27 protein-coding genes and 2 pseudogenes are annotated in these 23,470 nt (G+C 61.7%); 16 read left to right on the forward strand and 13 right to left on the reverse strand.

Annotated features, from left to right (window positions below; genetic code table 11):
• Positions 1–88 precede the first annotated feature (88 nt).
• Together FXB41_RS27855 and FXB41_RS27860 are read right to left on the reverse strand one after the other, a co-directional pair.
• Positions 89–490, reverse strand: coding sequence for a hypothetical protein (locus tag FXB41_RS27855; RefSeq protein ID WP_007603123.1), 402 nt, complete (start codon positions 488–490; stop codon positions 89–91).
• Between the two features lie 165 nt (positions 491–655).
• Positions 656–1,315, reverse strand: a complete 660-nt coding sequence (locus tag FXB41_RS27860) for a response regulator transcription factor (RefSeq protein WP_219684014.1) — start codon at positions 1,313–1,315, stop codon at positions 656–658.
• Positions 1,316–1,960: 645 nt separating this feature from the next.
• Between FXB41_RS27860 and FXB41_RS27865 the strand changes: the two genes are divergently transcribed.
• From FXB41_RS27865 to FXB41_RS27885, 5 genes are all read left to right on the forward strand, one after another.
• Positions 1,961–3,388, forward strand: coding sequence for an efflux RND transporter periplasmic adaptor subunit (locus tag FXB41_RS27865; RefSeq protein WP_007603121.1), 1,428 nt, complete (start codon positions 1,961–1,963; stop codon positions 3,386–3,388).
• Positions 3,385–4,110, forward strand: a complete 726-nt coding sequence (locus FXB41_RS27870) for an ABC transporter ATP-binding protein (protein WP_219684015.1) — start codon at positions 3,385–3,387, stop codon at positions 4,108–4,110. The genes FXB41_RS27865 and FXB41_RS27870 overlap by 4 nt, the downstream gene beginning before the upstream one ends.
• A complete protein-coding gene (locus tag FXB41_RS27875) occupies positions 4,107–5,330 on the forward strand; it encodes an ABC transporter permease (RefSeq protein ID WP_219684016.1) in 1,224 nt (407 codons plus the stop codon). Before FXB41_RS27870 ends, FXB41_RS27875 begins: the two co-directional genes overlap by 4 nt.
• Before the next feature lie 48 nt (positions 5,331–5,378).
• Positions 5,379–5,696, forward strand: a complete 318-nt coding sequence (locus FXB41_RS27880) for a response regulator transcription factor (RefSeq protein ID WP_035994724.1) — start codon at positions 5,379–5,381, stop codon at positions 5,694–5,696.
• An 854-nt stretch (positions 5,697–6,550) separates the two neighbouring features.
• Positions 6,551–8,416: an alkaline phosphatase family protein gene (locus tag FXB41_RS27885; RefSeq protein WP_219684017.1), complete on the forward strand. Its 1,866-nt coding sequence runs from the start codon at positions 6,551–6,553 to the stop codon at positions 8,414–8,416.
• Between the two features lie 40 nt (positions 8,417–8,456).
• On the opposite strand, the gene FXB41_RS27890 is transcribed toward FXB41_RS27885, so the two are convergent.
• Complete coding sequence (locus tag FXB41_RS27890) at positions 8,457–9,029, reverse strand: hypothetical protein (protein ID WP_007603116.1); 573 nt, start codon at positions 9,027–9,029, stop codon at positions 8,457–8,459.
• A 392-nt stretch (positions 9,030–9,421) separates the two neighbouring features.
• On the opposite strand from FXB41_RS27890, the gene FXB41_RS27895 reads away from it, so the two are divergent.
• On the forward strand, positions 9,422–10,081 hold the full coding sequence (locus FXB41_RS27895) for a peroxiredoxin (RefSeq protein WP_219684018.1): 660 nt from the start codon (positions 9,422–9,424) through the stop codon (positions 10,079–10,081).
• Positions 10,082–10,137: 56 nt separating this feature from the next.
• Here the strand turns inward: FXB41_RS27895 and FXB41_RS27900 are convergent, their stop codons facing one another.
• A complete protein-coding gene (locus FXB41_RS27900) occupies positions 10,138–11,868 on the reverse strand; it encodes a methyl-accepting chemotaxis protein (RefSeq protein WP_219684019.1) in 1,731 nt (576 codons plus the stop codon).
• A 77-nt stretch (positions 11,869–11,945) separates the two neighbouring features.
• Here FXB41_RS27900 and FXB41_RS42045 point away from each other — a divergent pair.
• The 3 genes and pseudogenes from FXB41_RS42045 to FXB41_RS27910 form a co-directional block, all read left to right on the forward strand.
• Positions 11,946–12,146, forward strand: a pseudogene (locus tag FXB41_RS42045) (deoxyribodipyrimidine photo-lyase); the annotation flags it as partial.
• Positions 12,118–12,748, forward strand: a pseudogene (locus FXB41_RS27905) (FAD-binding domain-containing protein); the annotation flags it as partial. The pseudogenes FXB41_RS42045 and FXB41_RS27905, both read left to right, overlap by 29 nt.
• A 66-nt stretch (positions 12,749–12,814) precedes the next feature.
• On the forward strand, positions 12,815–13,144 hold the full coding sequence (locus FXB41_RS27910) for a histone (RefSeq protein WP_219684020.1): 330 nt from the start codon (positions 12,815–12,817) through the stop codon (positions 13,142–13,144).
• Positions 13,145–13,201: 57 nt separating this feature from the next.
• On the opposite strand, the gene FXB41_RS27915 is transcribed toward FXB41_RS27910, so the two are convergent.
• The 3 genes from FXB41_RS27915 to FXB41_RS27925 form a co-directional block, all read right to left on the reverse strand.
• Positions 13,202–13,945 (reverse strand): hypothetical protein, encoded by a 744-nt coding sequence (locus FXB41_RS27915; RefSeq protein WP_219684021.1) that lies wholly within the window; start codon positions 13,943–13,945, stop codon positions 13,202–13,204.
• A gap of 97 nt (positions 13,946–14,042) precedes the next feature.
• Positions 14,043–14,915 (reverse strand): DMT family transporter, encoded by an 873-nt coding sequence (locus FXB41_RS27920; protein WP_219684022.1) that lies wholly within the window; start codon positions 14,913–14,915, stop codon positions 14,043–14,045.
• Between the two features lie 101 nt (positions 14,916–15,016).
• Positions 15,017–15,463 (reverse strand): hypothetical protein, encoded by a 447-nt coding sequence (locus FXB41_RS27925; protein ID WP_219684023.1) that lies wholly within the window; start codon positions 15,461–15,463, stop codon positions 15,017–15,019.
• 289 nt (positions 15,464–15,752) lie between these two features.
• On the opposite strand from FXB41_RS27925, the gene FXB41_RS27930 reads away from it, so the two are divergent.
• On the forward strand, positions 15,753–16,016 hold the full coding sequence (locus FXB41_RS27930) for a hypothetical protein (protein WP_007603106.1): 264 nt from the start codon (positions 15,753–15,755) through the stop codon (positions 16,014–16,016).
• Between the two features lie 30 nt (positions 16,017–16,046).
• Here FXB41_RS27930 and FXB41_RS27935 read toward each other — a convergent pair whose 3' ends face one another.
• On the reverse strand, positions 16,047–16,508 hold the full coding sequence (locus FXB41_RS27935; protein ID WP_219684024.1) for a host attachment protein: 462 nt from the start codon (positions 16,506–16,508) through the stop codon (positions 16,047–16,049).
• A 312-nt stretch (positions 16,509–16,820) separates the two neighbouring features.
• Here FXB41_RS27935 and FXB41_RS27940 point away from each other — a divergent pair, with 312 nt between their 5' ends.
• The 3 genes from FXB41_RS27940 (at position 16,821) to FXB41_RS27950 (ending at position 19,051) form a co-directional block, all read left to right on the forward strand.
• Positions 16,821–17,096, forward strand: coding sequence for a hypothetical protein (locus FXB41_RS27940; protein ID WP_007603100.1), 276 nt, complete (start codon positions 16,821–16,823; stop codon positions 17,094–17,096).
• Between the two features lie 437 nt (positions 17,097–17,533).
• On the forward strand, positions 17,534–18,499 hold the full coding sequence (locus FXB41_RS27945) for an AraC family transcriptional regulator (protein ID WP_219684025.1): 966 nt from the start codon (positions 17,534–17,536) through the stop codon (positions 18,497–18,499).
• A 216-nt stretch (positions 18,500–18,715) separates the two neighbouring features.
• Positions 18,716–19,051 carry a hypothetical protein gene (locus FXB41_RS27950; protein WP_219684026.1) on the forward strand — a complete coding sequence of 112 codons (336 nt, stop codon included), beginning with the start codon at positions 18,716–18,718 and terminating at the stop codon, positions 19,049–19,051.
• 14 nt (positions 19,052–19,065) lie between these two features.
• Here the strand turns inward: FXB41_RS27950 and FXB41_RS27955 are convergent, their stop codons facing one another.
• From FXB41_RS27955 to FXB41_RS27965, 3 genes are read right to left on the reverse strand one after another with little or no spacing between them, the layout of a single operon-like run.
• Complete coding sequence (locus FXB41_RS27955) at positions 19,066–19,485, reverse strand: DUF6941 family protein (protein WP_219684027.1); 420 nt, start codon at positions 19,483–19,485, stop codon at positions 19,066–19,068.
• Positions 19,486–19,499: 14 nt separating this feature from the next.
• Complete coding sequence (locus FXB41_RS27960) at positions 19,500–19,865, reverse strand: helix-turn-helix domain-containing protein (RefSeq protein ID WP_204511448.1); 366 nt, start codon at positions 19,863–19,865, stop codon at positions 19,500–19,502.
• Complete coding sequence (locus FXB41_RS27965; RefSeq protein ID WP_219684028.1) at positions 19,852–20,415, reverse strand: hypothetical protein; 564 nt, start codon at positions 20,413–20,415, stop codon at positions 19,852–19,854. Before FXB41_RS27965 ends, FXB41_RS27960 begins: the two co-directional genes overlap by 14 nt.
• A 124-nt stretch (positions 20,416–20,539) precedes the next feature.
• Here FXB41_RS27965 and FXB41_RS27970 point away from each other — a divergent pair, with 124 nt between their 5' ends.
• Both FXB41_RS27970 and FXB41_RS27975 read left to right on the forward strand, forming a co-directional pair.
• Positions 20,540–20,965, forward strand: coding sequence for a hypothetical protein (locus FXB41_RS27970; RefSeq protein WP_219684029.1), 426 nt, complete (start codon positions 20,540–20,542; stop codon positions 20,963–20,965).
• Positions 20,966–21,241: 276 nt separating this feature from the next.
• Positions 21,242–21,529, forward strand: coding sequence for a hypothetical protein (locus FXB41_RS27975; protein WP_219684030.1), 288 nt, complete (start codon positions 21,242–21,244; stop codon positions 21,527–21,529).
• 181 nt (positions 21,530–21,710) lie between these two features.
• Here the strand turns inward: FXB41_RS27975 and FXB41_RS27980 are convergent, their stop codons facing one another.
• Together FXB41_RS27980 and FXB41_RS27985 are read right to left on the reverse strand one after the other, a co-directional pair.
• On the reverse strand, positions 21,711–21,941 hold the full coding sequence (locus FXB41_RS27980; protein WP_219684031.1) for a hypothetical protein: 231 nt from the start codon (positions 21,939–21,941) through the stop codon (positions 21,711–21,713).
• 269 nt (positions 21,942–22,210) lie between these two features.
• Positions 22,211–22,546 (reverse strand): hypothetical protein, encoded by a 336-nt coding sequence (locus FXB41_RS27985; RefSeq protein ID WP_219684032.1) that lies wholly within the window; start codon positions 22,544–22,546, stop codon positions 22,211–22,213.
• Positions 22,547–22,704: 158 nt separating this feature from the next.
• On the opposite strand from FXB41_RS27985, the gene FXB41_RS27990 reads away from it, so the two are divergent.
• The gene (locus FXB41_RS27990) at positions 22,705–23,133 is read left to right on the forward strand and encodes a hypothetical protein (protein WP_219684033.1); all 429 of its coding nucleotides are present in this window, start codon (positions 22,705–22,707) and stop codon (positions 23,131–23,133) included.
• Positions 23,134–23,470 lie beyond the last annotated feature (337 nt).

Below are 23,470 nucleotides of genomic sequence, written 5' to 3' on the forward strand. Positions count from 1 at the left end.
CTCTTACCGAGTCGTCCCGCCCGAGGCGGTGCTTTCAAGGATGGCACGGACGCGCCGCAGTTGACGCGTCCGGCCAAACGGGGCTGGCTTAGTGCGCCGTCTGCGAGACGGTGCTGCCGTTGATGCCGAACACGCTGAGCTGTCCGACGGCGGCGGCGTTGTTCTGGAGCGCGGCAGGCCCGAACGAGTTCTGGGTGATCGCGCTGCCGTTGTTGCCCAACGCCACCTGGCCGGTCGTCGCCGAGTTCTGCACGCCGATCTGGTTCACCGTGCTGCCGTTGTTGAGCGAGACCGCGCTGGTGCCCTGCATCGTGGTCGCACTGTTGATGATGCCGAGCTGGCTGGTCGACGAGGTGTCGTTGGTGAGGCCCTGCTGCGAGACGCTGGAACCGTTCACGGCGCCCACTTGCACGGTGGTCGAAGTGTTGGCGGCCTGCGCGGCGGAGGACAGGGCGAGCACGGCAACGGAAGCAAAAAACAATTTGCGCATGGAATATCCTTTCTGGCTAAGATCTCTGACTGGGTTCGGATGCCGTCTTGGAGGAGGCCGACATCGCAGGACAGACTTTGAACCGATCGTGCTGCGTGCGACAGACTGCAGTTCATGCTAATCGGTACGGACTAGACGTTGCGCGGCGCCTTGGTGCCCGCGGCACTAGCTGTACGGTTGTCCCGTGCCGGTTCGTGACGTCTCTTCTTCGCGTCCCATGCTGTCGACCAACCGCACCACCTCGATCGGCGAACGAAGCTCCAGCTTTCGCATCATCCTGGTGCGATGGACCTTGGCCGTCACTTCGCTCACCCCGAGTCTCGCTGCGATCTGCTTGGCGACGAGACCTTCCGCCATCAACAGCATGATCTCGCGCTCCCTCGCCGTCAGCGTCTCGACGCGCTGGCGAGCTTCGCGCACGCTATCTTCGCGTTCGAGCCGCCTGCGGTCGCGCTCGATGCCATGCCTGATCGCGTCGAGGATCTCCTGCTCGCGAAAGGGTTTTGGAAGAAACTCGACTGCGCCGCGCTTCATGGCCTCAACCGAGACGCGGACGTCGGAATGGCCGCTGATGAAGACGATCGGGATGAGCACGCCGGTCTCGGCGAGCCGGCGCTGAAGCTCGAGGCCGGTCGGCGCCGTGCCGGGAAAGCGGACGTCGAGCACGAGGCATGAAGGTCCGCCGGAAATACTCTCCCCGAGAAACTCGTCGGTCGACGCAAACAATTTCACCTGGTGCCCGGTCTCCTCGCAGAGATTTCCAATCGCAGTTCGAATCTGAATTTCGTCGTCAATAATATAAACTGTAGCTTGACCTGAACTCATGGCAACGGGCTCCCCGGCTTGGGGCTCGATGAACAAGCAACGAGCCATCCATTCTTCTTGCAAGCGAGATCAAGGTGCTTGGATGAATTCGCGGGGATCGAGCGAGTCGCTCCGATCCACCGCTTCGACGTCTTAGGGCCAACACCCGTTCAAGACGAGTGAAGGCGTTCACATATCGGGTTTCGTGATTGGGGGGATTCGCCCTCGCGACCTGCGGCATCATGGCGAGGCGCAATATCGACAATGCGACAATCGGGAGCGCAACGACCGGGAATGCGACGATCTGGCGTCGGAACTTCGGTATCGCCGACTGCGTCATGGCGTCGCCACCCACGTGCCGACTTGAACGCCCAGCGCTGGCCGCTTCGGCCAGAACAGACGGGACGTTCAGTCAGCTTGTCGAGTTCGATACCGCGCGCGTCATATCGATACGCTCCGTATGCATTTCCGGCAAGTCACGAAAGACAGCACGCCGCGGACTTTACTTCTGGATCATCAAGCGCGCCCGACCGTCGCCCCTACAGCGGCGACACACTGACGATCGACTGCGTTTTTCTGAGATTTACAACCATAGCGCGTTTACAACCATAGCGCGATATTTGTCCTTGCCGCCAACGATGCCATTTCAAGAGGCGGGTTTTTGATATGCGATTTGTGCCAGTTATTGCCTTGCTCGGAACTGCATGTGGCCTCGCCGCGGTCTACGCCGCCCGGCCAGCCGTGATCAGCGACGCGGCCGGGAGCGCCGCGGAGAAGGCGGCCCGCGCCTATGAATCGACCCAGCGGCTGCTCAAACCCGTCGGGCGGGACGCACGGAGCTTCGGATCGGACGCCCCCGTATTCCGCTATGCCTCGATCCAGCGCGGCAGCATCGAGCAGACCATCACCGTCACCGGCGCCCTGCAGCCGGTCAAGACGATCGAGGTGGGTTCCCAGTTGTCCGGGCAGCTCGCCCGGGTCTATGTCGATTTCAACGACACCGTCACCAAGGATCAACCGCTCGCCCTGATCGATCCGCGCAGCTTTGCGGCCAAGGTCGACGAAGCCAGGGCGGCGGTGGCGGTGGCGAACTCCTTTGTCGACATCGAGCGGGCCAAGCTCGACCGCGCCAGGATCGATCTGCAAAACGCCAGGGGCAGCAGAGACGTCCTCGTGGCCAAGCTCGACAGCGCGCAGGCGGTCAAGGCGTCGGCGCAGAAGACCTTGCAGCGCAAGCTGGCTCTACAGTCACAAAACGTCGTGGCGGTAACGGCGGTGGATGACGCCCAGACGGAGTTCACCGCGAGGCTTGCCCAAGAGCGCGAAGCCGAAGTCCTCATGTCCCTGAACGCCTACTCAGTCGACGGCGCGCAGGCGGATATCCGCCGGATCGAGGCGGAATTGCAGCAGGCACGCATGGCCGTGCCGGAGAAGGCGGCCGTTCTCGCTGCCGCCCAGGCCGATCTCGACCGCACCGTGATCCGCTCGCCGATCGATGGCGTCGTCGTTGGCAGGTTCGTCAACGAGGGCCAGACGCTCGCGGTCGGATTGGAATCGCGCACCACGTTCGTGGTCGCGCACCGACTGGAGGACATGGAAATTCACGCCCAGGTCGACGAAGCCGATATCGGGCGCATCGCCCCCGACCAGCGCGCCCATTTCACGGTGGATGCCTACCCGGACCGCCGCTTCGAGGCGGTGGTGCGGCAGGTGCGCAAGGCACCGCAGAACCAGCAGCACGTCGTGACCTACACCGTCGTCCTGGCGACCTCCAATCTCGACGGCGCGTTGCTGCCCGGCATGACGGCCCTGGTGAAGATCGTGATCGAGCGGCAGGATGACGTGCTGAAAGTGCCGCTTGCCGCGTTGCGCTTCCAGCCCTCCGGCACGCAGCCGGATGCCGCGGCGCGCAGCGGCGTGTGGGCGCGCACCGCAAGCGGCTCGCTCCGGCGTATTCCCGTGACCGTCGGCGCGGCCGGCACCGAACAGGTCGCGCTCAGGAGCGGAGACCTCGTCGAGGGCAGCCAGGTCGCCGTGGGTCAGGCCATCCGGCCGGCCGGCATGGAGTTTCTCGGCATCAGGTTCGGATCATGACGGCCCCCCAGCCCCTCATCAGCTTGCAGTCGGTTTCCAGGACCTATCGCGCCGACGGAGTGGCGGTGACTGCGGTGCGCAATGTCAGCTTCGACATCGAACGAGGCGAGATCGTCGCGGTGATGGGACCGTCCGGCTCGGGAAAATCGACGCTGATGAACATGATCGGGCTGCTCGACCTGCCGAGCGAGGGTGCGCTCTATCTCGAGGGAGCCGACGTCGCCGATCTCTCGGAAGACCACCGGTCGTCCCTGCGCGCCCGCAGCATCGGCTTCGTATTCCAGTCCTACAATCTGCTCGCGCGCCACAATGCGATTGAGAACGTCGCGCTGCCCCTGGTCTATTGCGGCATCAGCCGCAAGGAACGTCTGGCCCGCGCCGAGCAGAGCCTGGAGTCCGTCGGCATGGTGCACCGGGCCCATCACTTCCCGCGGCAGCTCTCGGGCGGTGAGCAGCAGCGCGTCGCGATCGCGCGCGCACTGATCGCCTCCCCGCTGATCGTGCTCGCCGACGAGCCGACCGGCGCGCTCGACAGCCGTACCGGCGCCGAGATACTGGCCCTGTTCGCCGCGCTCAACCGCACCGGCCAGACCATCGTGATGATCACGCATGATCCTGGGATCGCGACCCAGTGCCGACGTACGATCCGCCTGCATGACGGAGCGCTCGTTGCTGACGAAACGCTGGCTCCGATCCCGCCGGAACGGAGCGCTGCGCCATGACGATGCTCCAGGGCTTTCAGATCGCTTTGCACGCCTTGCGCCTCAATCCGTTGCGCAGCATCCTCACCATGCTCGGCATCGTGATCGGCGTCGCCTCCATCGTGACGGTGTTTGCGATCGGATCCGGCGCGCAGCTTCGCCTGCAGGAGCAGATCCGCTCGATCGGCGCCAACGTGCTGATGATCAACCCCGGCGCGGTCTACCAGGGCGGCGTGCGTCTCAAGGATGGCAGCAAGCTGACCATGACCGAGAGCGACGTGCAGGCGATCCTCGAGCAGATCCCCGAGATCCAGGCAGCGGCCGGTTCGATTGCAGGAACGGCGCAGGTCATTCACGAGAGCAAGAACTGGAACACGACCATCAACGGGACGACGACCGGGCACTTCATGGTGCGCGACTGGCAGCTTGCGACCGGGCGCTATTTTTCCGGCAGCGAGGAGGCAGGCGCCGGCAAGGTCGTGATCCTCGGCAGCACGGTGGCGCATGAGCTGTTCGCGCCCGGCGAGGACCCGATCGGCGCACAGATCAGGATCATGAAGGTGCCGCTCGAAGTGGTCGGCATCCTCGATCGCAAGGGACCGGCGCAGGACGACGTTGCCTTCGTGCCGCTCACCACCGCCAAGCTGCGCTTCCTCGGCAGCGCAAGCAACATCAACCGGGATTCGGTCGCCTACATCATCGCCAAGGTGGCTGCGGACGGACAGATGGCGGGGGCGCGAACGGAGATCGAAAACCTGCTGCGGCAGCGCCACCGTATTCCCGCCGGCCAGGAGGACGACTTCAAGGTCCAGGATCCGGCCGCCGCCATGGAAGCGCAGCAGGGAGCGATCCGCACCGTCGCGCTCCTGCTCGTCGCCATCGCCTCGGTCTCGCTGCTGGTTGGCGGCATCAGCATCATGAATGTCATGATCGTGTCGGTCACCGAGCGCACGCGCGAAATCGGAATCCGCCGCGCGCTTGGCGGGCGGATGCGGGACATCCGGCTTCAGTTTCTCTGCGAGGCGCTCGTGCTCTGCCTGCTCGGCGGGGCGATCGGCGTCGGTGCCGGCGTCACGCTCTCGATGACGGTCGCTCGCATGGCAGGATGGATCACCTCGATTGATGGCCAGGCGATCGGCCTTGCCCTCGCCTTCTCGATCGCGACCGGCCTGATCTTCGGTTTTTATCCCGCCCACAAGGCATCCAAGCTCAGTCCGATCGAGGCACTCAAGACGGAGTGAGAACATGCTGGGGTGTTCGCGTCGACCAGAGGCCACGGAGGAGCAGTCATGAGTCCGGATTCGAAACATCCGATCACACCAACGCCACGCGAGCGGGACCTGATGATGCTGATCGCACGCGGAATGCAGAACAAGAACATTGCGTACGAGCTCAAAATCTCGGAGAACACGGTGCGGGCGCATATCGGCAACATCATGCGCAAATACCGTCTCCAGAACCGGACCCAGATCGCGATCATCTTTGCCCTGCAGGCGGCGCCGCCATCGCTTCGCCGCAACCTGGCCAATGGCGGCCGCAATTCCACGGCGGCAGCGCCGGCTAAGGCGGTCGCGCAGAATACGCCGGTGCCGACCGCGCCGGATTGACCGCTCCGGCCACAATCTCTTGCGTCGTCTCAGACGAAACACCCAAATCCGGGGTCAACGGACCGGCGACAAAATATTTCTCTTTATTAGAATTCGGATTTTTGTTAGGAATTTTCTCACTCCGACCCAAGGAAGAGGGGCGTATCGCGATCGTCACGAACGCGGGCCGGACGGCGGTGGACGTGGGCCACATCGGCGCGAACGGCTTCGCAGGGCGGGCAACCGTGAGTGAAGGCTTCGCGCACACGACCGGTGTGATCGGCGTACGGCGAAATCGTGTGGTCCTGGCGCCCGGGGTCTGTGCGCCAAGCGTTGCGGTGATGTGGGGTGCTCAACCGGGCACACGCATCAGCCATCCGCAAGGCGACGGGGGCAATAGTGCATCGCTCCCCGGGGAGAGCACGGCATAAGCCGTAAAACCACTGCGCAGGGAAGGCCGTGTGTTGGGCTTCACCTGTATGCCGCTGTGCAATGTTCTTACGACAATTTCGCACAGTGGACCGCGGGTGCCAGCCGGCACCCGGTCTTCCCTGCGCCCTCTTTCATTTGAGGGTGAGGCGACGAGGCAAAGCTCGGGCGAACAAGCCGCGAGGATGCGAAGGCGCGTCTGCGGATTGTAGGATGGGTAGAGCGAAGCGAACCCATCACGCTTTTGTCACGCGGAAGCATGATGGATATCGCAAGTGCGCTGCCCATCCTACGAACTCCGTCATTACCAGGAGCTTTTGCGATGAGCCCCTCCCCAATCCTCTTGCATCCGCAACCGCTCTTGTAACAAAACCGTCATGCAGCGAAACTAAACGAAGCCGGGGGCCGCGGTTGGCGGCCAAGCCGCCTCGCAGGGAGAGATTTTGATGCGCCGTTCACTGGTGTTGCTGTCAGCCGGACTGACAGTGTTGTCCGCCGGACTTTCGACCGGACCCGCCTCCGCTGAGAACAACACGCCCCGCAACCTGATCCTGTTCATTCCCGACGGTCTGCGGGCGTTGAAGGTCACACCCGAGACCGCTCCCGCAATGGCCGAAATCCGCGACAAGGGCGTCAATTTCAAGAATTCGCACTCGCTGTTCCCGACCTTCACCATGGCCAACGGCTCGGCGATGTCGACCGGCCATTATCTCGGCGATACCGGCGTGTTCTCCAACACGATCTGGACCAACTACACCTCGGTGCCCGCCGGCGACACCGTCGTCCCCTTCATCGAGAATGACGCCGTGCTCGGCGACATCGACGAGCATTTCAAGGGCGACTATCTCAATGAAGACACGATCCTGAAGCTGGCCCGCGACAAGGGCTACAGCACCGCCGCGCTCGGCAAGCATGGTCCGACCTATCAGTTCGACCACACCGACAAGCCCGAAAAGACCGGCCTGCATTCGGTCGTGTTCGACGATGCCACCGGCGGCAAAAATGGCGTGGCGCTGTCAGACGAGGTCAAGGCCGCTCTCACCAAGGCCGGCCTGCCCCTCGCAACGCCGCCGCGCGGCGACAACTCCAAGGCGGGCGATGCCAAGACGCCCGGCACCACGGTGGCCAACGTCGCGCAGCAGGCCTATTTCGCCGACGTCGCGGCCAAGGTCGTGCTGCCGATGTTCAAGGCCCGCAACAAGCCGTTCGTGCTGGTGTTCTGGTCGCGCGACCCCGACGGCAGTCAGCACAACACCGGCGACAGCCTCAACCAGATCATGCCCGGCATCAACGGGCCGACCTCGATGGCCGGCATCAAGAATGCCGACAACAACCTCGCCCAGCTCCGCAAGGCGCTGGACGAGCTCGGCCTTGCCGCCACCACCAATATCATGGTCCAGGCCGACCATGGCTTCTCGACCATCTCCAAGGAAAGCAAGACCAGCCCCTCGGCCAAGGTCAGCTATGACGACACGCCAAAGGACTTTTTGCCGATGGGCTTTCTGGCGCTCGACCTCGCCAAGGCGCTCGACCTGCCGCTGTTCGATCCCAACGACAAGAATGCGAAGATCGAGGGCAACAAGCATCCCAAGGCCGGCAACGGCGTGCTCGGCAAGGATCCGGAAAAGCCCGATCTCGTCGTCGCTACTAATGGCGGCTCGGACCTGATCTATCTGCCGAACAAGGACAAGAAGCTGGCGGCCAGGACCGTCAAGACGCTGCTCGAGCAGGACTACGTCTCCGGCCTGTTCGTCGACGACTCGCTCGGCCGCTTCCCGGGCACGCTGCCGCTGTCGAGCATCAACCTGCGCGGCAAGGCGGCGACGCCGACGCCGGCGATCGTCGTCAACTTCCGCTCCTATGCCAGCGATTGCGGCGAGGCGCCGACCAACTGCTCGGTGCAGGTCGCCGACACCGTGCTGCGCCAGGGCCAGGGCATGCATGGCAGCTTCAGCCGCGGCGACACCATGAACTTCATGGCCGCCATCGGCCCGGACTTCAAAGCCGGCTATGTCAGCGAGATCCCGGTGAGCAATGCCGACGTCGGCATGACGGCCGCCCAGCTCCTCGGCCTGCGCAGTTCGCAGAACGGCGGCCTCGTCGGCCGCGTGATGTCGGAGGCCCTGCCCAACGGCATCATGCCGAAGGCGTACAAAGGGGGCGAGAAGTCGAAGAAGTCCGAGAACGGCCTGCAGACCGTGCTGAACTTCCAGCGCGTCGGCAGCCAGCGCTATTTCGACGCCGCCGGCTTCCCGGGTCGCACGCTCGGGCTGGAGCCGGACGCCGGCAAACAAAAAACGGCGGGGAAATAACCCCGCCGTTCAAATGCGTCCTCGTGAGAGGCGCAGAATCTTACATGCCGATGTCGAACACGTTCGGCAGCTGGCCCGCCAGAGGCAGCGCGGTGGCGCCCAGGAAGGTCGCCACCATCGCCATCAGGCGACGGTTGTTGTGGCGCTTGCCGCGCATCTGGCCGGCGATCCACTCCAGCATTTCGCTGTTGACCTTGGAGGCATAGGACGGCGCCCAGCCCTCGATATCGGACTCGGCCGACAGCGCGACGCTGCGCGGCGGTACCTTCAGGCCGGAGGCGCTGGCGGCATAATGGGCCACCGCCTTGGCGAGCAGGTCGTCGAACCGGCCGCCATCGGTACGCTCGGTCGCAGCTTCGTTGATCTCGAACAGCACTTCGGCCTCAGTGCGGCTGATCGGCTGGTCGTTGACGGCCGTGGCGGTCAGGATGCGGGCGCACCAGGCGGTGTCATCGGCATCGAGCGAGCGGGAGAAATGGACCCTTCCCTTGGTGGTCGGGCCTTCGCCCGTGATCACGCCGTCGCGCACGATGGTCAGTGCATGGGCCGAGGTATCGCGGCAGGACGGTTCGAGGGACGGCGACTCAATAGACTTATGCGCAGCGGCAGACATAGTTCACTTCCAGATTTCTTCTGATCGGCCAGCATTTTCATGCCGGCGTAAAGGGGTGGTTAATGATTCGGTACGGGGGTCGCGACTTTTTGAGATGGTTGCCAATTGGTCGCTGTCAGGACCATTTCGGTTCTGGGAAGCGACGGGCGAGCGTGATGGAAGTCATAAAAGGCTTTCTCGGGGCAATCGCGCCCGTATAGCCCCGGTGGAGATGTTTCGCCGCAGGCGCGGCTGTAACAAAAAGGTGCTAGGAAATCAGGCCTTCAAAGAAGGAATTCACATTTTACTTGAAGCAGTTCAGTTAGCGTTCACTTGGGATCGTGGAGCCCCTATAATGGTCACCACGGTCCAAGATGAATTCGCAAGTAAATTCAATAACATGAGGTAGAACCATGACACTTCCGATCGGCGCCACCGCCCCCGACTTCGAAGCCGAGACCACCGAAGGGAAGATCAAGTTCCACGACTGGATCGGCAATAGCTGGGCGCTGCTGTTCTCGCACCCCAAGGACTTCACGCCGGTTTGCACGACCGAGCTCGGCGCGCTCGCCAAGCTGAAGCCGGAATTCGACCAGCGCGGCGTCAAGCTGATGGGCCTCTCGGTTGATCCGGTCGACCGCCACGCCAAATGGTCGGAGGACATCAAGGAGACGCAAGGCGCGGCCCCGAACTATCCGATGATCGGCGACACCGATTACAACGTCTCCAAGCTGTACGGCATGCTCCCGGCCGCGATCTCGGGCGATCCCCTCACCCGCACCGCCGCAGACAACCAGACCGTCCGCAACGTCTTCATCATCGGGCCGGACAAGAAGATCAAGCTGGTGCTGGTCTATCCGATGACGACGGGCCGGAACTTCCAGGAGATCCTCCGCGTCATCGACTCGCTCCAGCTCACCGCCAAGCACCGCGTCGCGACCCCGGCCGACTGGTCGCAGGGTGACGACGTCATCATCGCGGGCTCGGTCTCCAATGACGAGGCCAAGACGATCTACCCGCAGGGCTGGAAGGAGCCGAAGCCCTACATCCGGATCGTGCCGCAGCCGAAATAACGGAACTGTCATTCCGGGCGATGCGTCAGCGCCGCCCGGGATGACGATGTTAGCTCTTACGCCGCGCGTACGCGTTCGAGGAAGCCCTCGACCTCGGCCTTCAGATGCAGGCTCTCGCCCGACAACGCCTGGGCGGAGGCAAACATCCGGCTGGACGTCTCACCCGTCTCGTTCGCACCCTCGGCGGCCTGACGGACGTTGACGGCGACATCGGCCGTGCCCGATACCGCCGCGCGAACGCTGGCGACGATGTTTTGGGTGGCGCTCTTCTGCTGCTCGACCGCAGCCGAGATCGAGCCCGCGATGCCGCTGATGCGCTCGATGGTCTGGCTGATCGCCTTGATCGCGACAACCGATTCCTCCGTCGCAAGCTGCATGCTGGCGATCTGGTTCGAGATCTCGTCGGTCGCCTTGGCGGTCTGGCCGGCCAGCGTCTTGACCTCCTGGGCCACCACCGCAAAACCGCGGCCGGCGTCGCCCGCGCGCGCGGCCTCGATGGTCGCGTTCAGCGCCAGCAGGTTGGTCTGCTCGGCAATCGAGGTGATCAGCTTGACGACATCGCCGATGCGCGCGCCAGCCTCGGAGAGCTGCGCGATTCGCTGATCGGTCGCCTTTGCCTGCCGCACGGCCTCGGCGGAAATGACGTTCGATTCCTGCACCCGCCGGGTGATTTCGGAAATCGATTGAGACAGCTCGTCCGAGGCCGACGCCGCCGAACGCACGTGCTCGGAGGCGTTTTCGGAAGCTCCGGCCGACCGCGCGGACAGATCGGCGGTGGAGCGCGCGGTGTCGGTGAGCTGCCGCGCCGCGCGCTCGAATTCGCCTGACGATGTCAGCACCTTGTCGAGAATGCCGCCGACACCGCCACGGAACTCCTCGACGAAATTGCGCAGGTCGGATTTGCGCTGATCGGCGGCTGCAGCCGAAGCCGCCGCCTGCTCGCTGCGCATCCGCGCCCGCTCCTGCGAATTGCTCCTGAACACCGCGACCGTGCGGGCGATCTCGCCGATCTCGTCGGCGCGATCCTCGCAATCGATCTCGACGTCGCTTTTCCCTTCGGCGAGCGCGGTCAGCGAGCGCGTCACCGAGGTGAGCGGCTTGGTGACACGGCGGACGACCAGCAAGGTCAGGACCAGCACCAGCAGCGCGGCGAGCCCGGCGGCGGCCGCCATGCTTTCGATCGTCTGGGCCAGCATGCTCTCGAATTGGGCCATCGGGATGCCGACATAGAGGATGCCGGCGACCTTGCCGCTGGCGTCGGCGATCGGGAAATAGGCGGTCATGAAGGTCTTGCCGAACAGGGTGGCCGGGCCCTTGTAGGCCTCGCCACGACGCAGCAGCGCCTGCGCCGGGTGATCGGCGGCAAGCTGGGTCCCGACGGCGCGGTCGCCATTTTCCTTCTTCACGTTGGTCGAGCGCCGCACGAACTGCCCGCTCGCCTCATCGAACACGAACAGGGTCGCGTTGCCGCCGACATAGGACACCGCGCGATCGACGATGGCGTGATCCCTGAAGTCCGGCATCTTGGGAATCTCGGCGCGCGCGACCGCGCCATCCTTCATCGTGATCTTGGCGTCGGGAACGATTTCGGCAAAGGCCAGCGCCAGCGTGCGCAAACTCACCTCGATATCGCGCAGCGCACGATCATTGAAAGCGGAGCTGAGCGACCAATAGCCGGCGCCGACCACGAGCGCCGTATTCATGGCGATCAGCAGCACCGCGCACAGGAGCGCCTTGGTGCCAAGTTTGAATTGCGGCAGAAACTTCGCCGTTGCTCGTCCGTACATGAATGGAATGACTCCTGTAATTCCTGCATATTCGTGCAATCGGCTTACGGCCGCATTAACGCGGTTCCCACCGCGACATGCTTTCCAAATCGTTAACGAGGATACCCCTGACCACGCCCAGAACTACGCTAAGGACTACGCCAAGCGCTCCCCCCATCGTCGTCTGGTTTCGCGACGACCTCCGCCTGTCCGATCACCCCGCCCTCCACGCTGCCGCCAAGGCCGCTGCAACGACCGGCGCGCCGGTGATCTGCCTCTATGCGCTCGATGAGGCGGCCGGGCGAGCGCCGGGCGCCGCGGCGCGCTGGTGGCTGGCGCAGTCGCTGCGCGCGCTCGGACCGGGAGGGGACCTCACATCTGTTACCGCATTTGAGGTTCGGCGAGCTCAGCCCGCGCCAAGTGTGGCACGCCGCGCGGTTCGCCACGGCGGAAAACTCCGCGATCGGTCCCGGCGTCGACAAGTTCCTGAGCGAGCTTGGCTGGCGTGAGTTCTGCCGGCACCTGCTGCACGACCATCCCAACCTTGCCACCGAAAACCTGCAAGCAAACTTCGATGGCTTCCCATGGAAGCCCGACGCCAAGGCGCTCGCAGCCTGGCAGCGTGGCCGCACCGGCTATCCCATCGTCGACGTCGGCCTGCGCGAACTCTGGCACACTGGCGTGATGCACAACCGGGTGCGAGGTGGTCGCCTCGTTCCTGGTCAACCACCTCCTGATCGACGTCCCGACCAAGCTGATCCACCAGCCCTGGGCGGCGACGCCGATCGAGCTTGCGAGCGCCGGCGTCACGCTCGGCAAGAGCTATCCGCAGCCGATCGTCGATCATGCCAAGGGACGTGAGCGCGCGCTCGCCGTCTACGCAAAGATCCGCAAAGGTTGAGCGTTGCTTTGACACAATTATGAAACGCGCTATCGTCATCGCTCCATGCAAACCGTGGGGGACGATATGGACGACGACAAGCCAATGACTGAACAGGCGATGGATACGATCACCACCGCCGTGGAAGCGACCAAGGACGCCGCTGTCACTGCGGTGAAGAAGGTCAGGAAAGCCGCCAAGAAGGCTGCAAAGAAAGTAGCGCCGAAGAAGGCTTCCAAGAAGAAAGCCAAGAAGGCTGCGAAGAAAACTTCGAAAAAGGCCGCCAAGAAGACTTCGAAGAAAGCTGCAAAGAAGTCGTCGAAGAAGGCGGCCAAGAGAGCAGCAAAGAAAACGGCAAAGAAGGCCACCAAGAAAGCTGCCAAGTCGAAAAAGAAGGCCAAGAAGGCCAAGCGCTGATCGCAAAGGCCGAGGTCTCCGGGTGTGGACGCGCCCGGAGACGGCTCCAGCGATACCCTACCCTCGCCGCTTGGCTGCACGCCGGCCCGGGTGATGGACGCCTTGCGGATCTCGGAATTCGCTGCGATGACCTCGCCGGTCCTCGGCGTTGAAGCGCCGCCGCTTCTCGGGCGAGCCGAACGCCTTGATCACCTTCCTGCCGTTGACCTTCTTGATGACGTAGCCGCCCTTGGTCATCGAGAACGGCTCTTTCAGCGTTCCCTTGTGGTCGAACTTGGTGCCCGGGCGGTGCTTGAACGGTTCGAACCAGGAGGGATAGACGAAGTTCGACATCTCAAAGCCGGCCACGAAGAAGGTGTCCTCTTCCACGGCGTCACAGACCTCATAGGCATATTGGGTGTTCGGGTTTTTGTCGGCCCACAGATTGGCCATGGGATCGAGCACCATCTCGAACAGCTCGTGCGAGGCCGCCACGCTGACCGGCTCATCGCCCAGCGCCTTGACGAAGATCTTTGAGATCGGCTGGCGGCGATGCGTCAGCTCATGGCGGCCGAGCATGTTCTTGTGGGACGCCTTGTCAAAATAGACCAGCTGCCAGTCGCCCGGCTTCGGCTTTTCGGTGACATAGAGGTCGACCGGATAGCCCCACACCGGCAGGAAGTGCTTGTCGTAGCATTTCTGGAGCGCCGCTGTGAGCCTGGCCATCTTGCGGCCGCTGATCATCGGCTCCGCGTAGTTGAGGCAGGCAATCCGGACTGGCTTCAGGGATCTGCCGAGCAGTGCACGACGCGCTTTCTTCATGGAAATCACCGTGTGAAAGGGAGGCTGAAATGCCCCAAGCCTAGCACGACGCACGCCGCACGTCAGGGATGTATTCCGGCGGCCCGGCCCGCCGGTCCTAGAAGCGTCGGTTGACCACGAACACCGCGGCCGCGCACATCACCATGCCCGCGATCGCCAGCGCATCGAGCTTTTCTCCGAACAGCAGATAAGCCATCAGCGCCGTCACGGCTGGCACCAGATAGAACAGGCTTGCAACAGACGTGGCGGCGGCGTGGCGGATCAGCCAGTACAGCAGCCCGATCGACCCGATCGAGAGCGCCACGGCGAGCCAGGCCAGCGCGAGCATGAACTCGCGCGTCCAGTGCACCACGCGGTCCTCGAACAGGAAGGCGCCGATCGCGAAGAAGATCGTGACGGACACGTACTGCACGAGATTGCCGGCCCGCCAGTCGATATGGTTGCAGTAGCGGCGCTGATAGAGCGTGCCGAGCGTGATGCTGATCAGCGAAACCACGGAGGCGAGCCAGCCGAGCCCGGCTTCGCCGGTCATGGGACGGCCGTGCAGGATCAGCACCACGCCGCCGAGGCCAAGCACGAGCCCCGCCCATTGCACCGGCGTCACCTTCTCCCCGAGCCAGCGGTTGGCGATGGTCGAGGTCAGGATCGGCTGAAGGCCCGGAATGAGCGCGGAGAGCCCGGCCGGAATCGAGTGCGCGATCGCGATTGCGGTGCCGCCGAGATAGAAGCCATGGACGAGAATGCCCGCGACCGCGCTGTGCGCGATGCCGATACGGTCCGGCCATTTCGGTCGGGCAACGGCGACGATGATTGCCATCAGACCGACCACGAACGCCATGCGGATGGCGAGGTAGGTCAAGGGATCGGCATTGTTGACGACGTATTTGGTGCCGATGAAGCCCGTGCTCCAAAGCAGGACGAACAGGATCGGCGCGGCGCGGGCGGTCAGGGCTTCTTGATTGTGGTTCATTGCCGCCCTCATTGCCCCACCGGGGGCCAATGCGGCAATGCGAATTTCGGCCAATTCCGTCCGGCGATGCTGCGCTGCGACGGACGGGACGGTTCAGCCGCTCACCATTCGTCCGGACAGGGATCGATGATCTTCCAGAGCTCGACACCGTTCTTGATCTTTTTCATATCGGTGGTGAGCCCGCCATTGCGGCGGATCCAGTCCTTCACCGTGTCGGGGTAGTAGGCCATCAGGTCGGACGTCCCCTCCGCGCTGGTGACCTTGATGCCGAAGGTGAAGGCCTTGTCGTAGTAGGCTTGGTGGAAGCCGAGGCTGGCGCGCGGCGTCACGCAGATTTTGTTCATCGGCACGATGCCGAGCACCAGGGTGCAGGCCGAGTTGCAGATGCCGTCGATGATGACGCGCTCGCCCTTCTCGCGGACGCGCTTGTACTTGGCCTTGTACTCCTCGACATAGCCGCCGTGGTCGCGGGTGATGTGCAGTTCGGCGCGCGCCGGCGTGGCGGCGACGACCGGGAGCAACAGCAGGCTCAGAAGCGTGATGCGCATGGCGAGGTGACGGCGAAAGCCTTCAGGAATGGACCGGCCTATGGACCCCAAAAAGCCGGCAACAGGAGTCTTGAGCTAATTCTCTTTGGTCACACTTGTGTGGGGAATTCGTTAAGCATCTCGAAAAGGCCAAAAATGGGCAGGTCTGGACCATAGAACCGGCAATTCTGTCACACCCACCCGGGAATCTGCGGGATTGGCCCCGGTTTTCGGGCGGCAGACGGGTGCTCCGGCCGCCCGAACTGGTTATAAACGGCTGACCTATTCGTGCGGGTTCCGGAGATTCGAGATGAGCAAGTTGAAGCTTGTAGCCGCGATTGCAGCCCTGTCGGCCGCAATCCTTGCCCCCGGCCTCGCAGAGGCGCGGGGACATCACCGGTACCACCGCCACTACGCGAACCCATTGCCCTACCCGATCAGCTATCTGCACAATTACGGGCCCGGCATCACGCCAGGGACGTTCGCCTTGTACGACGGCCCGTCGACCAACCATTGCTACCAGAGCGCAGCCGCCTATGTCGGCCAGGACCGCCGCCGGCACCCCTGCTTCTGAGGAGCGCAGGCGCGTCCTCTGCGGGGGCCGCTATTTGGCGGCGCCCGACAGCAGCAATTGCTTCTCGATCTCGTAGACCGGCAGTTTGACGAGGTCCTTGCCGACCTCGCCCTGGAGAGCCTTGCGCACCACGTCCGAATAATCGGCGCGGATCATCCCAAGCGCACGCGGCGAGGCCACCAGGGTCAAGGCCGAGGTCTCGCCTGAGCTAACGGCGGCATCGAGCCGTCCGGCCAGGCCGCGCAGGAAGGCGCGCTCGGCCTCGTCGTGCCAATCAGTCTGCTCTACCGAGCTGCGCGTGCTGCCGGCCGCGCCATGGAGCCTGCCCGGCGCGTCGGTCCCTTGCGCACCGGTCGAGGGATTGGGCTGTTCGTGCACCTCCCTGGTGTGGAGGTTCGGAAACATCTCGTCGCCGAGGTTTTCCAGAATGAGCGCCTTGCGCCCGTCGCACACGACCAGCCAGTCACCCTTGTCGATTCTCATTTTGTCCATTGCACAGCTCCAAAGCGACCTCGCGAGCCGGCTCTTCGAAATGCTCGAAAGGCTGGCCACGACGCCAAGCTTAGGGGCGAAGCTGCACAGTTGGATTGCGCGGGATCAAGGATGGCGGCGATTTCCCGCGGAGCGCAACGCAAGCGCAGCATTGGTCAAGAGCACGAACCTGGGATAGTCTGGCGGAGCTAAAGGTCAGGCCTGCGGCGGGCTGGCTGAAGACCTGTTCATCAGCATTACATTTCGCTCCCGCCACAATTTGATCAGAACAAACTTCGATATCCCTGTATTGCGTAAGCGGAGAAAGACATCATGAAGCTTAGAATTGGCCTCGTCGCCGCGTCCCTGTTGGGTGCGTTGGCCGCATCGCCGGCGGCGTCTGCCATGCCCATCGCGCCAGCTCCTGCGACGCCGCGGGTCTCGGACGTCGAGCAGGTCCGCATGGTCTGTGACGCCTGGGGACGTTGTTTCTGGCGCCCGAACTACTATGGATACTACGGTGCCCCGGCCCCCTATTACGGTCCCCGATATGCGCCGCGCTATTATGGTGGCCCGCGCTACTACGGACCACGTTATCGCCGCTGGTGATTCTAAAGGGGCCCTCCGGGGCCCCTTCGCTTTTGCGAGATCAAGGATGTTGGTCTGGAGTCATTCCAAAACTGATCTAGATCAAAGACGAAATCCGCCACGCCATCATCCTCCGACGATGGTCGATTTGATCGTTTTTCGATGTCCCCAGACGGGCATGAATGTGCAGACACATCTTGAGAAGCAACAGAGACAGGAGGCACAGAGCTTTGCCTCCTTTGCCTGTCCCGCCTGCACGCGGCTGCATTTCATCGACCTCGCCTCCGGCCAGCCGATGACGCGAGACCGTTGACGACGACATCGATCCGCCGGGCTGCATGCCATGATGTCCGCAATACTACGGCCCGGAATCCGGTTTACTGAAACGCGATGTTTCGCCATTGATGGCGATGTTCTGACGTTCATTTGATTATCATATGCGGCAGCCGGCCACACGCATGTTGTTCGACGCCCTCGCCCCATCATCCGCGCTTCGATTGATCGGCTTTGCCGACGTCGATGCGTTTCGGCCGATCGAGTCGATGGAGGATGCGAGAAGCATTCCGCTCGACGTCCGGAATTTCGCGGCGGCTCGCGCTGTCGTCTCCCTGCCCGGCTGCCGCATCGTCATGATGCGCTCGTTCGCGCGCATCCTCGACGGCGCCTATCGGATGCCCGGGGGGATGGTGATCCTGCCCATGACGGACGACCTTCAGGTCAATTCCAAGGGCATGGATCTGGACGCGCGTTTCTTCATCGCGCTCCGCGGCAGCGATGAATGCCATTTCGTCGAGCGTCGGACCAATCATCATGCGATGATCATCTTCTCACCCGGCCTGAGTGACCGGGGCTGGTTCGATCAGGCGGACGATTTGCGGGCCCACGGCGCGAACCGCCCCGCTTTGCTCCACGCACGGCAGCTCCTTCTCGACATTCTGCGAACCGCGTCGGTGCAGCCGGCCTTGTTCGAAACGACTGAGGTCGCCGCCCATCTCCAGGAAGGCTTGCTGCTCGCGCTCGACGATCTGTTTCGCATCGATCCACTCTCAGACCGGAGTGCCTCCGTCCAGGGCGAGCGGTCGATCAAACTCGTGCAGCGGATCGACGATTACGTCGCTGCACATCAGACTGCTCCGATCTATACCGCCGATCTCGCCGGCGAGTTTGGCGTCTCGATCCGGACGCTCGGCGGCGCCGTCAGCAAGGTGTGTGGCATGAGCCTGCACCAGTACATTCGCCTGAAAAAATTGTGGGCGACGCGGTCTCGCCTTCTCAAGGGCGGCGGCGCCACCGTCGCCACATGCGCGCGCGCCCAGGGCTTTCACCATTTGGGCGAGTTTTCCGCAGCTTACCGCGCGATCTTCCACGAAGCGCCGTCCGACACGCTGGCACGAGGCCGGCAAGCGGGTCCGACGGCAGGCTGACGGGCCAGGCCGCTGCGACGGTCGTTGTTGTCAACGCCTCTTCGGAACATATCCGGAATTGGCGCGCTCGGAGAGATTCGAACTCCCGACCCTCGGAATCGAAATCCGCACAGCGCCTGAGCAAGATCAACGCGCGTTCTGAACTTTCCCGATCCGTTCACTCATTGACGGCATTGGAGAATTTCGTGCGTTCAGAATGCAATGGTGGAGAAATCGATGGCTGAAATTCGGTTGGACGCCGCTCGCATCGAGCGGATTGTGTCGCAGATGTTGCGAGAAGACGCGAAGCTACTTCCAGCGAAGGCGAATGAACTGGCGGCCAAGATTTGCACCCGGCTCAATGCCTCCATGGCAACGCCGACACAACCCCATCTAAGCGGCTACCGCATTATCCCGAGCTATCCACCATTCTACGGGGACTTCCAACAAGCTCTGTCTAAAAAGATTGCGGACGTAAACGGTAGAGTAGCTAGGGAGCTTTGGGACCTCGTTTACGAACGCGGGCACGATCTGCCGCCGGCTATTGCGGATACGCCGACTTGGCTAAGATGAGTCCAGTTCGTCTGTTAGCTTGGAATCAGGATGTTAAGGGAGCCGCAGACAATCTCTTTATCGTCAATCGTTGCATAGACGGCCATTAAGCCCGGCTTTCGAAATTGCAGTGGCGAAATCACAGATTTGAAGAGTAGCCCAGCAGCCGGCGTACCGTGAGCCGCGCTCTCGGCATAGGCCTTCTCGATTAGCTCGGAGCCAACTTCGCCAAGCGACACATCGTCAGCGCCCGGAATGGTCACACGGGCGCTCACTGCGGAGCGTGGCTTGCTGGAAGTATCTAAGTTTATGCGCAGATAAATTCCCATTTTGGGAAAAAAGATCGCCTCAGTGTGCGCTGGGGCACCGCTGAGGTTTATGTTGTCCGGCATGACCCCTACGAGGGTATGAGTGCCGGTCGCTTCCTCGCGAATGTCCTCGCAGAACACGGCCATGCAATTGTGAGCCATTAAGCTGCCTTTAGCGTGACGGTCGCGTTGGTGGTAGAGATGCTCGTCTTTACAGACTGACGCGTCAGCTCAGTAGCAACGTGCTGGTTTTCTCCCGCCGGAATTTTCCGTGCTTCAAAGTGCGGCTCCCAGCCGATCGCCCACAAAAGCTCAGCAATGCGCCGCGCACTCAAGTTCTCCAAACCCTGCACCTGACGATTTATAACAGCTCGGCTGGTGCCGATCTTTTCCGCGAGAGCTTGCTGCGTGATCTTGCGCGATTTCTTCTCCGCAATAAGGGCGCGACGAATTTCACTCGCCACCTTTGCCATGAACTGAGAACCAACCTGCGATTTCTCATCAATTTCTAACTCAAACAAGCTCATCGAAATCACCCTCCGCGAATTTCTTACCGTCCAGCGGCAACGCATCTCGCGCTTTCACCACTTCGTTCCGGTCGTCGGCATAATTTTTGGTTTTCGTCGGTTCTTTATAGTCGTCGGCGTAGCCCCCCCGGACAGCCACGAACACTTTCGGTTTATACATCCAGCCAAAGATACGAAGGTCGGCAGTCTTCATCTCCCATACGTTTTCGGCACGGGGCTCCATATCGTGAAACATCCTGTCGTAAACGATAGGGTCGCCTGACATCCACTGTCGGAGACGCTCCACCAGTTGTTCGTGAGGTGTGAAGTCGCTCGCAACTCTTCCCGTGACCATTTGACGAACTGATTTCATCCATGCCACGCACTCTGGATAAGCGTAGATTTTTCGCTCATGGAACTGCCCCCTAGGCAGGGAGAGAACCACTTGCGCCAGCGACTTCTCAGCAACCAACTTATCGAGAGTACTCATTTGGGTCAACATTTTTGTTGATTTAAAGGTCACTATTTCGTAAGGCGCAACTTCTGATTCGATTCGTTCTAAACGACTCAACCTATCCTTGCGGGCGGATTGGGGAAAGTCCGATTGACGTAGACCAACAGCTAGGACGTGACCGGTAGCTTTACCCCACACTTAGCGGCTTGCTTCCAGCCCCTCACCACGGAATCAATCCGGGATGAGCACCAAGTCGCGAGAGGTCATTTGGGGCGGCCGGATCATTGGCGCGAAGATCCGCGCACAGGGAGCCCGCGAGCGTGCCCAGAAGGCCATTCGGGAAGCCGATCGGGCGGAGGCCGAAGCCTGGTCTGTCCGCATGGAAGGTTACGGCGGCCCTGCCCAGCCCTCGCCGACGATCGGCCAATGCATCAACGGCGGACTAGCTTGGCTGGAGGTCGAGTGCGCCCGCTGTAAGACGCGCGCCAGCCTCCCGCTGGATGCGATCCGCCGGCCTAAGCACACGCCGCTCTGGAAGCTGGAAGCATCGCTTAGATGCCGGTCCTGCCGGACCCCGCGCTACGCGCCCCCTGCCCGCATGATCAAGCTCACCGAGACAAGGCAGATAACCGCCTATAAGTGGGTTCACCCCACCGAGGAGCGTTAGAGCGACTAATGACCAAATTTGCGGCTGAACGCCCTATGCTGATCCCGAAGCCGCCGCTCGCCAGCTCGTCCAGCTCGCCGCCAGCATCGAGCCGGTCCAGGACGGGCGCATCCACATTGAGAAGATTAACGCGCCTTTCCTTTTTTCGCTCGGCGGCAAGGGCAGCGAGTTCGGGGCCGGCCTCAAATACGCAATCGAGAATGGCTGGATCGAGCTACACGAAAGCGGGACGTATGTGCGTCTGCTGACGCCGGGCGAGGACTTGCTGGCGAAGGCATGACCTGGTCCGCCAAGTTTGACGAACCGATCGCGCTGCCAGACCGCAAGCTTCTGACATTGCTTGATGCAGGCGAGTACATTTCTGCTCTGCCAAAGCAAGAGCACAGTGCGCCGGAATGGCAAGCCGCGATGGAGGCATTGATCCTGGTGGCCGAACGTGGTGGCCCGACAATGTTTGCCCGTATCGGCATCATGCGCGCGTTGAATCGGCACCACGTCCCGGAGTTCAATCCGAAGGGAAAGGAACCGCATTGGGGCCGGCGCAAGCTGAAGAGGGATCAATGACCGTCCTCGTCTACGTGAACAGAAACAGGTCGCTGATGTCGACACATCGAGATCTTCGCCCCCGTCGAGACCGCAGAAAACGGATCGAGGAGAACGACCGCGAAGGCGTGATCTTTGATATGAAGCTATGGAATAAAAGAGGCCGCCCAGTTGGCGGCCTCGAAGGCTACACTTACTAGTTCTAATTCGTTTTCTTCTTTTCTTCTTCCTTTTTCTTTGCTTCCTCGGCTTGTTTTTTTTCGTTAGCTTCCTTCATTTTTTTGGCGTCGGCTTCTTCCTTCTGCTTTTGCTGCTCGGCTTTAGCCTTTGCCAGCTCCATCTCTTGAGCGGCGTTCATTTGAGCAATCGAAGGTGATGCTTGAACTATCGTCAGTGCGATAACGCCGAATAAAATTGCAATCAAAGACTTCATAGCTGGTACTCCCTCTAACGGGCCCCACGCACATAGACTAACGCACTGGTTGTGCATTTCCCACCAAGCTGTCCTAGCCAGACCGCGACAAATTGGACATCAACTCAGGACATGAATGCTAAATAGGGACAGCGCCGCTGCCGTAAAGAACCGCTGATCGATGAGCACGAAATGGAAATGGCCCGCGCGTGAACCGGCGTGTTTCGTGCGGCGGCTTGAAGGGCCCTACTTACATGCGCCATAGTATTGAGAAGGAACGAAGTTTCCGTTCAGTATAGAATGTCTGCTGTGTACCGACTTACCGTCGCTGTGACTGATCGAGGTCGTTTGAATTGCCCCAGTACCCAGCTTCTCTTCAAACGTATGGCCTGATCACCGTTGAAAAAACCAACGTCGGACACGCCAGCATTGCCGATGAGAACGGCCCTTTTTGTCAGCGTGTCTAACGCGAACTCAAGCTTGAAGTTTTCTCTTTGCACTCCGGTCGGTGAGGCCATGGCGTCGTACCTGCAGATCCAGCGAAGCGTATCGGCGTGCACCCTCTCGCTTGGAATGCAGCCCGCCGCAGCCACAAATATCGGCAAGATGACAATTAAAGGCTTCAAGTCCCCCTCCCGTATTCGTGGAAATTACACTTCAGAGAAATCAGGTCCCAATGTCCGTCAAGCTGGGACAGTTTCGGAATTTTCCGACGCTTTGACAACGGCGCCACATTGCTTTGCTTAAGATCCTGGGGAAGGATGCTGACGCCTAGGAGCCGGTCATGCCCGCGTATCTCGTCCGGACGATCAAAGAACATGACCTGGTCGGAGTGTTTTACGCCTCGAACGTCTATGACTTGGCCTACATGCTTGATGAGGTTCTGGACCCTAGCCAGTGTGAGTACACCTCTATCGGACCTGGTGGCGTCATTTGGGAGGAGCCAGCTATTAGCATTCCCGTTCCTCGCAAAGTGAACGATGACGACGAGCCGGGTGATGACGAGGACAACCTCATTCCGTGGAAGGATGCGCGTTTCACGGAGAACTGGGCACTGCTTGCCTACAACGAAAGCGGGAAGCGGTGGAAGAAACTAGAAGTGACCGTGGAAGACCTTTACGGCATTGATCCGGAAACGCCGGAGCCCGATCCGCCGCCTGCTCGAGCCCCAAAACCAACCGGGAAAGTAGTGCCCTTTAGACGGCGCAAGTAGGCCGATGGATCTATTGGGCCGCCGGGCAAGGAGGCTTGGTTGGGGCTGGCAGAAGGTGCCGGCGCGCAAATTCGCGTAAGGGGCCGGCCCAGCTTGCCGAGCTGTTGGGCCTCAATCAGTACGGCGCAGATATCCGGAAGGATAGTCGCCTCATATCCGTCAGCGGGATTTCCTCCGTGTGGCGGGATGAAGCGAATCGGATTATTTGCGCGCGCGATTAAGCCTCTGATATCTACGCCCTTTTCCGCCAAACTGGCCATCAATTCGGTGATTTTGCGCTCGCCACCCTTTCCGCCTCCGGCAGATAGTCCGATACCTCCATAAAGGCCTCGTTGCG

This window comes from Bradyrhizobium canariense, assembly GCF_019402665.1.
GTDB classification, from domain to species: domain Bacteria; phylum Pseudomonadota; class Alphaproteobacteria; order Rhizobiales; family Xanthobacteraceae; genus Bradyrhizobium; species Bradyrhizobium canariense.